Here is a 9,427-nt window from a genome sequence, read left to right on the forward strand (position 1 = left end):
GGGACGGGCCCCCGATCGCGGCCGCGGAGCGGAGCGGACGGGCCGTCGCCGACCGATTCGCCGAACCGGGGAGCGGTCCGCGCACGGACGCCACGGCGCGCGGCGGAGCGGTCGAAACGCGCGGCGCCGCGACCGAGGTCCCCGGGCGCGGGCAGGAACCGGGGGAGTCGCGCGCGGGGGGCAGGGCGATGGCCTCCCGCGGGCCGATGGCCGACGAGTTCGCCGCCGCGCCGGTGGAATTCCGGTCACCGGAAGCCGGCGGCACGACCCGCCCGGCGGAGGGCAGGCCGATGAACTGCGCGGTCTACGGATTGTGGTTCGGGCGCGAGGTTCTCGGGCTCGACAGCGTGCTTCCGCTGCGCGGTGACGGGGAGGCGATCAAGGCTGTCGGCTTCGCGCCGGAGGACATGGCGCGGGCGGCGGGCGGCAACTGGCGGCGCGGCGGATTCGGCTCACTGGACGAGGTCGCCGCGACGGTCCGCGACAGCGGGGGCACGGTGCTGGCGCTGGTGGAGTACGAGGGCTTGCTGAACCGGACGGTCGGGGCGCACCAGCTGACCTTCTACCGTCCCGCCGACAGGCCCGATGTGGTGATGGTGCGCGAGTGGACCGGCACGCACGCGCTCGAGTACGAGCATGTGTGGGGCGGGCAGTCCGCCGACGTCGCCGGTGTGTACGGCATCGTCTTCGACGCGCACGGCCGTCCCGTCGACCCGTTGACGCCCGGCGAGTCGCCGACCGGTCGCGCGGGCGTCGAGCACTCCTACACCCGGGCGGGCCATCGGCCGTTCGAATCGGCGGACCGCAGCGAACTGGTCGTCGGCGCCGCAGGCAGACCGGGCGCGGCGCCGATGGAGGGGGAACGGGTCCGCGAGGCGAGCGTCGCGCGCGACTGGGTGGTCGAGCAGTTGCGGCAACGCGGATGGCACGACGAGGGCACGCTCGCCGACATCCGCGTGGTGACCTCGGAGCTGGTGGCCAATTCGCTGCGGCACAGCTCCGGCGCCGTGCACGTCGTCGTCACCGTCGGCGAACGCGACGGCGGCCGGGTGGCGTATGTGCAGGTGATCGACAACAGTCCGGTCCTGGTGGCGCCGGTAGCCTCCGGCGAGCTGCCCGACGATCTCATCGACGCGCTCGACCCGGAGGACCTCGACGCGCTCATCCAGGGACTCGGCGAGCGCGGCCGCGGCATGGGCATGGTCGCCGACCTCACCGACGATTCCGGGGTCGAGGAACTGCCGGACGGCAAGTCCACCTGGTTCGAGCTGGCCGAGCCGTCGCCGCCCGCGACCCCGGCGGCGGAGCGCGCGCCCGAGCCGGACGACAGCACGGCCGGGCCGCGGCGCAGCGCGGACACCGAGCAGGGGGCCGCGCCCGATCCGGCGCCGGGCACACCCGATGTGCTCGCGCAGGGCGATCCGGCACGGATCGCGGACTGGCTGCGCACCACCTACGGTGTCGAGGTCGAGGGCTTCGACGATCCCGGGGTGCATCCCCGGGTGGCCGGAGAGTTCGCGGCCGCGGTCCACGACATCCTCTCCCGGTACCGGCACATCGACCTGCCGCTCATTCGGATCGCCGATCTCGATCATCCGAGCACGATCGCCGAACTGCGCGCCGATCCGTCGGGACGGGTGCGCTGGCTCGGACTGAACAAGTCCTTCGCCGGCGACCCGGCGACGCTGCGGACGCTGCTGACGGAGGCGCAGGCATCCGGGCGGATCGCGCCGGGACATGCCGAGCGCCCGGTGTACAGCAGGATCGTGCACGAACTCGGCCACGCCCTGGACTACGCGGGCGGCGGCAGAGCGCGGGAACAGGCGATGGCCGCGCTGCGCGAGCACTACCGTGCGAACCATCCCGGGCGGCCGGGCGGTTTCGACGCCTGGTTGCGCGGGCTCGCCGGCTACAGCTTCAAAGGCGAGAACGGCGCGTTCGTCGTGCACGAGGCGCTGGCCGAAGCGTTCGCCGACCGGGAGGTGCCCGGTGTGGTGGCCGCCGAACCTGCCCTGGTGCTGCACCGGCTGCTCGCCGTGCACGCCGAGGCGGCCGCCGAACGCGCGCGCCGGGCGAGTCGGGGCGACGGCACCACCGAGTACCGTTACCCCGCCCAGAGCGCGCGCTCGCATCTCGAGGGCGGCGTCCCGAAGAACTGTGCGCCGGAGGCATTGCGCTTCGCCAGGGAGGAACTGGGCATCGAGGCGATCGCGCCGAGGATGGACGGCGCGGGCGATATCGCCGCGCGTGGGGTGAGCGCCGGGGAATTGTCGGCCGCGGCGGGCGGCGGCTGGCATCCCGGCGGCTTCCGGTCGCTGGACGAGGTGGCGCGGACGGTGCGGGAGACCGGCGGCGTCGTGCTCGGCGTGGTGGAATTCCTCGGCCTGAACCGCCCCGACGTGGTGGGCGCCCACGCCTTCGTCATGTTCCGGGCGCCCGGCGGCGCGGTGATCGTGCGCGAAGAACTGGCGGGGACGAGGGAGTTCGTCTACAGCTGGGGTGAGTCGCCGCCACGGGTGGCCGGTGTGTACGGCATCGTCTACGACGCGGACGGCGTGCCCGAGCGGCCGCCCGCCGCCGGTGACCGATCCGCTTCCGCCGAGGACGGCGACGCCGCCGATCGACCGACCTCGCGCATCGGGGCAGGTCCGCAAGACCGGGCGCAGGACGAAGGGCCCGGCGCGGACCGGGCGGCGGCCGAGGGCGGCAGACCGGCTCAGGCCGCGCGCTTCGAGCGTTTGCGGCTCGGCATCCGCGACGCGCTGATCGCCGCCGAGAAGGTGTCGCGCACGGGCCCCGAGGGGCGCGCGCTGACCGAGGCCACGCCCACCGAGGTGCGCGAGGCGCTGGCCTCGTTGTCCACGGACAAACGCCGGGTGCTGGTGCTGCGCTTCTGGGAGGGGCGTTCCCTCGAGGCGACCGCGGCGGTCGTGCACCGTCCCGTCGAGATGGTCAGGGCGATCCAGCGCGGAGCGGTGCGTGATGTGTCCCGGTTCCTGGTCGACCGGCGCGGGGCGAACCTGACGCCGAATGAGGCGACGGTGACGGCCGCGCTGTCCGTCGACCCGGCCCGCGTGCACCGCCTGATCGAGCGATTGCCCGCGGCGGCAGCGGAATACGCGCGACTGCGGCTGGTCTCGCGGCTGTCCGCACCCGAGATCGCCGCCGCGATGGGGCGCACTCCCGCGCAGGTGAGCACACTCAAATCCCGCGCCTTCCGCGCACTGGCCGAGCTGTTGACCGCGGAGGCGGGCTCGGCCCCGCGGGCGGCGGGATCGGGTCCAGCGGCGGCGGCATCGGCCCGGCCGGTCGACCGCGCCCGTGACGCGCTGCGCGAGCGGCCCGAGCAGACGCGTCAGGCCATGGACGCCCTGACCGCCGACCAGCGACAGGTCCTGGAATCGACGCTGCTGCGCGAGCTTCCGCTCGACCGCGTTGCCGCGCGGATGGGCCGTAGCGAGGGCGCGGTCGGCGCGCTGCAACGGCGCGCGGCGCGCAGACTGCTCGAGCTGCTCGACTCCGGCACGGGCTCGCGGCCCGAGGGCAAGGCGCCCGCCACCACGGCCTCGGGCACACCCGCGCTCGAGGCGGTGCGCCGGGCCAGGGAGCAGGACCCGCAGGCGTTCGCCGCCGCCCTCGCCCGGCTGCCGCGCGCACAACGCGAGGTCGTCGAGCACCGGTTCGTCGCGGGCCGGTCGGCGGCGGACACCGGGGAGGCGATGGGCCGCACCGAGTACGCGGTGCGCCGCCTGCAACAACGCGCGGTGCACGCGCTGGCGGAGATCCTCACCGGCGCGGCGCCGCCGCGCAGGCAGGGCGGTGCGGCGCTCGAGCTGGTGCGCCGGACCCATACCGACAACCCCGCGGCGCTGCGCGCCGCGCGGCGGGGGCTGCCGCCCGATCAGGCCAGGGTGGTCAGGCACCGGGTGTTGCGGGAGCGCTCCATCGCGAGCACCGCGGCGGCGATGAAACGCACCGAGGATTCGGTCAACGCGTTGTTCCGCACGGCGATCCGGCGGCTGGCCGACATCCTGACCGGCGCCCGACGACTCGATCCCGCCCACGCCACCGCCTATGTCCGCGCCGCGCGGCGCGATCACCCCGGGGTCCTCGACGCGGCCGTCGCCCGGCTGCCCGAGCCGGAGCGGACCTTCGCCGTGCTCAGGTTCGTGCGCGAGAAGAAGATGATCTCGATCGAGTCCGCGCTCGGATACCGCCGCGCCAGGCTCGAAGCCCTGCGTGACCGCACCCTGGACCGGTTGATCGAACTGCTCACCCCGCGGCTGGGACCGCCGCCCCCACCCGCCGCCCCGGCGACGGCCCGCGGCGAACTGGCCGATCGGTTGCGCGCGGCACTGCGCGAGCAGCCGGTCGCCGCGCACCGGGCCATCGCGAGGTTGCCCGCGATCGAACGGCTGATCCTGGATCTGCGCTTCCTGCGGCACAAGACGCTCGAGGAGACCGCCGCCGAACTCGGGCGCAGCGGCGACGCGGTGAGCGCGGTGCAGCGCCGCGCCCTGAGCCGGATACCGGACCTGCTCGCCGAAGAACTCGCCCGGCCCGTTCCCGAGCCGTCGCCGGTGGATTCCGGCGCGCCCGCCCAGCACCGCATCGAATGGATCGAAACGATGCGCCGGGACGACCCGGAAGCCCTGCTGCGCGCCATCGCCCTGCTCTCGCCCGAGCAGCGCCGCCTGGCCAGGCATCGTTTCCTGCACGGCGCCGCCGTCGAGGACATCGCGGCAGCCGAGGCGAGGCCGAGGGCGTGGGTCCAGGATCTGCAACGGCGCACCGTTCGCACGCTGCGCGAACTGCTCGCCGACGAGTTGCCGGCCGGGCAGTCGGCCGACACCGCCGCGGCGTCCGCCCGCCCCGCCGGGCACGAACCCGACGGCGCCGTCGTGTTCGCGGGCGACCTGCCGGAGGGCGGCACGCCGCTGTACCGGGGCGTGCCACGTCTGCTGACGGACGGCTCGCCGAATCCCGCCTATGCGCAGGCACGCGCGGGACGCGCGGTCCCGCGCGGCACCAGGTCGGTCTCGGCGGAGGAGCACGTGCTCGGCGCGCACGAGGAGAGCGATCTGACCTCGTGGTCGCGTTCGCGCGCGATGGCCGAGGCGTTCGCCCGTGGTGACGGGATCGTGCTGGAGTGGCGCACGGGGGCGCCCCCGGAGGGCGCCGGGTGGGAGTTCGTGCCGTTCCTCGACTACGACCTGATGATGCAGTACGAGCAGGTGCTCATCCGGGGCACGCTGACCGGCGCGCGCGCCGTCCGCCACCTCGCGGGCGATGCCGCCGCGGCCGCCGATGAGCACGGCTGGGACGAATCGCGTGCTGGGGAGACGGGAAACGTCCCGGCGGACTGGGATCTGTCCGGGTACCGGACCGCCGCGGAGGTGGGCGCCGCGCTGTCGGCCGCGCACGGCATCACGGTGACCGGGTTCGACCTCCCCGGCGTCGACGTGGAGACCGCCCGCGAGTACGCCCGCGCGGTGCACGACGCGCTGCGCGACTTCCCGTGGATCGATGTGCGTGAGGTGCGCATCGGCGAGATCGACCAGGACCCGCCGCCCGCCGACGAGTCGCAGGTGCAGCCCGCCGTCACCCATCTCGAGGCCGAGGACGGGCACTGGTTCGCCCGCGCCGTCGTCTTCAACGTGCGGTACGCGACCCGGCCGGACCTGTTCGCCACCCTGTGGGCCGAGGCGATCGCCGCCGGTCACATGGCCGGCACCGCGGACCGTCCGGTCTACGGGGTGATCACCCACGAACTCGGGCACGCGGTGGACGCCGCCGGACATTTCGGCGCGCGCGAGGAGTACTTCTACGAACTGTTCCACCGTTTCCGCATCCTGCGCCGCAGCACGGACCTGGCGGCGTTCTCCGAGTGGGCGGCGGAGCAACTGAGCGCGTACAGCCTCTACACCGACGGCACCATCGATCCGGTCGAGGCGCTTCCCGAGAGTTTCGCCGCTGTGCGGCAGTCGCGGGCGCGGGCCACCGAAGCCCAGCGGGCGCTGCACGATCTGCTCATCGACCGCGCCGAGGCGGTCGCGCGGGATCGGGCCGGTTCGCCGTCCGCTGGTCACGATCCGGCGGCGAGCGGACCGGCCGCCACGGCGGGGTCGCGGGAGACGGTCGAGCAGCCGCTGTCGATCTGGGACCCGGCCGGGTACGACAGCGCCGCCGAGGTGGGCGCGGCCCTTGCCCGCCGCCATCCCCGCCTCACCGTGCTCGGCTTCGACACACCGGGGGTCGGCGTGGCGGTGGCGCTCGAATACGCGCGCGCCCTCGACGAACTGCTCAGCGCCTTCCCGCTGGTGCCGCTGCGGCAGGCGCGAATCGCCCCGCTCGACGACGAGCTGTACGCGCGAGCCGACTATGTGATGGGCGCGGGCGGCGCGCGCACCGCGGGGATCACCCTGAACACCACCTGTGCCGTGGACCCGAGGCGGTTCGCCGAACTCTGGGCGGCCGAGGTGGCGGCGGGCCGTCGCGCCGGGCCGGGCGATCGTGCGGTGTATGCCAATGTGGTGCACGAATTCGGCCATGTGCTGGACGCTTTCGCCGGTCATCGCACGCGCGGGCGCGCGGAGGAGGAATTGTTCCGCCGTTACGCGGCCGCCGCCGAGCAGGTCACCGCCGAGGGCTTCCTGGACTGGCTGCGCGCCGGGTTCGGCGACTACTCCTTCGACCGGCAGGGCGGCTTCGCCGCCGGTGAGGCCGTGGCCGAGGCGTTCGCGGCGGTCAGGGACCGTGGCCGCGGTGCGAGCGAGGGACAGCGGGCGCTGCATCGCCTGCTGCTCGGTGAGGTGGACGCGGCGGCCCGTGCCGGGGAGGCGAGCGTCGAGCCGGTGCGCGGCGCCGACGAATCCCGGCGCGGTGTGCCGCCGGACCCGGTGCGACTGCCCGCGCCACGCCCGATGATCGCCGACTGGGAGGACACCGGACTGCACGAGTTCCGCTCGGCCAGGGATGCCGAGGCGGGAAGGAAGATCACCGAGCAGGGCGGTCGCGTGCTCGGTCCCGGCATCGGCATCGTCGACGGGCCGTCGCCACGGGTGATCGTGACCGAATGGCTCGGCTCCGACATCGACGCCACGCTGACCGACGCGCTGGACGCTCACCCGGAACTGGCCGAAGCGCTCACCCGCCCCGAGGGCGCCGTCGAATACCTCAGCGCCACCGTCACCTCGGCGGGTGAGGTGGTCGTCCAGTCGATCGAGCCGCCGCGGATCGAGCGGGTGGTCCTGGGAGCGGGCCCGTGGGCGGGCACCGCGATGACCTACTGGGAGGACCGCGACGGCTACTGGCGACCCGTGCCACGCGATGTCCCGCCCGACCGGATTCCCGCCGCGTCGACCTCGCCGGGGCCGCCGGCGACTCGCGAGATGGGCGAGAGCTATCGCGGCGAGGACTCGCCGGAGCGTTCGCTGCTGCACCGCGTGCACTATCTGACCCCCGAGGAGCGCGAGGCCGCCCGGGTCTTCATCGGCCCGGACGGGCGGCTCTACCGGGCGGTCGACGGCACGCCGTTCCACTCCTACCGGACGGGGGAGGGCAGGCGGACCGAGTTCGTGATGGACGGTCACGGCAACCTCTACGCCGATCGCAGCCGGATCGGCCGCAGGATGATGCATTCGTCGTTCCTCGCCGGCGCCGCGGTCGCGGCGGCCGGGATGATCGAGGTGCACGCGGGCCGGGTGCTGTTCCTGGACAACCGCAGCGGTCACTACCGGCCCGGGATGCCGGAGATCGTCGCGGCGCTGCGCTGGCTCACCGGCCGGGGACTCGGGCTCGCGCACGGCTTCGAACTGCGCGACCACACCGGCGCGCCGTGGCGGTTCGAGGCGGCCGAGGCCGAGTCCGCCGACCTGGCCGCCGAGTCGCCGGCCGAGCCCGCCGACCGGGCCGCCGGATTCGCGGCCGCACACGCGGTGCGGGTGAGCGGCTTCGACGCGCTCGGGCTGAACCCCGACATCACCGCCGAGTACCTGGACGCGGTGCGGTCGGTGCTCGCCGCCCATCCGTGGCTCGCGCTGGAGCAGGTGCGGATCGCACCGCTGCCGCCGGGAATCATCGCTCGCGCCGAACTCCCGGACAGCCGCGAGGGGCGTCCCTCGATCGTGCTGAACGAGCAGTACGCCGTCGACGTGGACCTGCTGACGGCCGAGTGGGAGAACAGCGAGTCGGGGGCGGCGATCGTTGGGCCGCCGGACCGTCCGGTCTTCGGCGCGGTCACCTACGAGATGGGTCGCATCCTCGATCACGCGGGTGGCCACAGCGCGCGGCGCCTCGCCATGCGCGCGCTCTACGCGCACTACGCCGCCCGGACCGCCGCGCCGGACCTGCCCGGGTTCAACAGGTGGATCAAGGCCCGCTTCAGCTTCGACAGTTTCGGCGGCCACGGGTCGTTCGCGGTGGACCGGGCGCTGGCGGAATCCTTCGCCGCGGTGGCGAACGACCCGGAAGCGGCCTCCGACGGGCATCGGCTGCTCGCGGCGCTGTTGTCGCGACGCTCCGATCCCGCCGCTCCGGCCGCCGATCCGGCGGGCGAGGCGCTACCCGCCGACGCGGTGTTCGGCGGCGACGGCATCGAGGACCGGTGGACGCGGCACGCGACGGCCGCGGAGGTGGCCGCGACGCTGCGCGAGGAGTACGCGCTGACCGTAACGGGCTTCGACCTGCCCGGTGTGGACGTTCGCACCGCGCGGGAGATCGCCAGGGCCGTCACCGAACTGCTCGACGAGCATCCCGCGGTGGATCTGCGCGGCCTGGCCGTGGACGAGCTCGAACGCGCGGTCTTCGGCCGCACCTCGATGGTGCGCGAGGGTGCGGGCTGGTTCACCCGTTCGATCGTGTTGAACGAGCGCTATGTCACCGATCCACTGCTGTTCCAGCACGATTGGGCGGTGGCGGCGGAGACCGGATTCGTGCGCGGCCCGCGTGACCGCCCGGTCTACGCGGTCCTCGTGCACGAGTTCGGCCACGCGCTCGACGCCGCGGGCGGGTTCGCCGCGCGCACCAAGGCGTCGCTGGCGCTGGCGTTGCGCTTTCACGAACTGGGCGGGACCGCCGAGCGGCTCGCGGACTGGCTGTCCGAGGTGCTGACCCGCTACAGCCTCGCCCGTGACGGCACTCTCGAACCCGCCGAGGCGCTGCCGGAGGCGTTCGCGGCGGTCCGGCACGACCCGGTCGCCGCCACCCCCGAGCAGCACCTGCTCGCCGATCTGCTGCTGCGGGCGATGCGCGAGGCCGCGGAATCCGGGCGGGAGGGCCGGGAAGCCGGTCGGCCGGGCGCGGGGACCCGCCCGCGGGGGCGAGCTCGTGGCCGAAGTCGTGCACGTGGACCGCGAAGACCGGGCGGTCACGCGGGCCGCGCACGAATCCGGTCTCCGCCGCCACCGCCCAATCGTGCTGGAACAGC

General features: G+C 74.4%; 1 protein-coding gene. It reads left to right on the forward strand.

The window, feature by feature from the left end; translation table 11 throughout:
• Nucleotides 1–206: 206 nt before the first annotated feature.
• Nucleotides 207–9,427 (forward strand): sigma factor-like helix-turn-helix DNA-binding protein (locus tag QH283_RS13295; protein ID WP_280503310.1); only part of this gene is annotated, 9,221 nt, incomplete at its 3' end.

Source organism: Nocardia farcinica (assembly GCF_029867845.1).
Lineage (GTDB): Bacteria > Actinomycetota > Actinomycetes > Mycobacteriales > Mycobacteriaceae > Nocardia > Nocardia farcinica_A.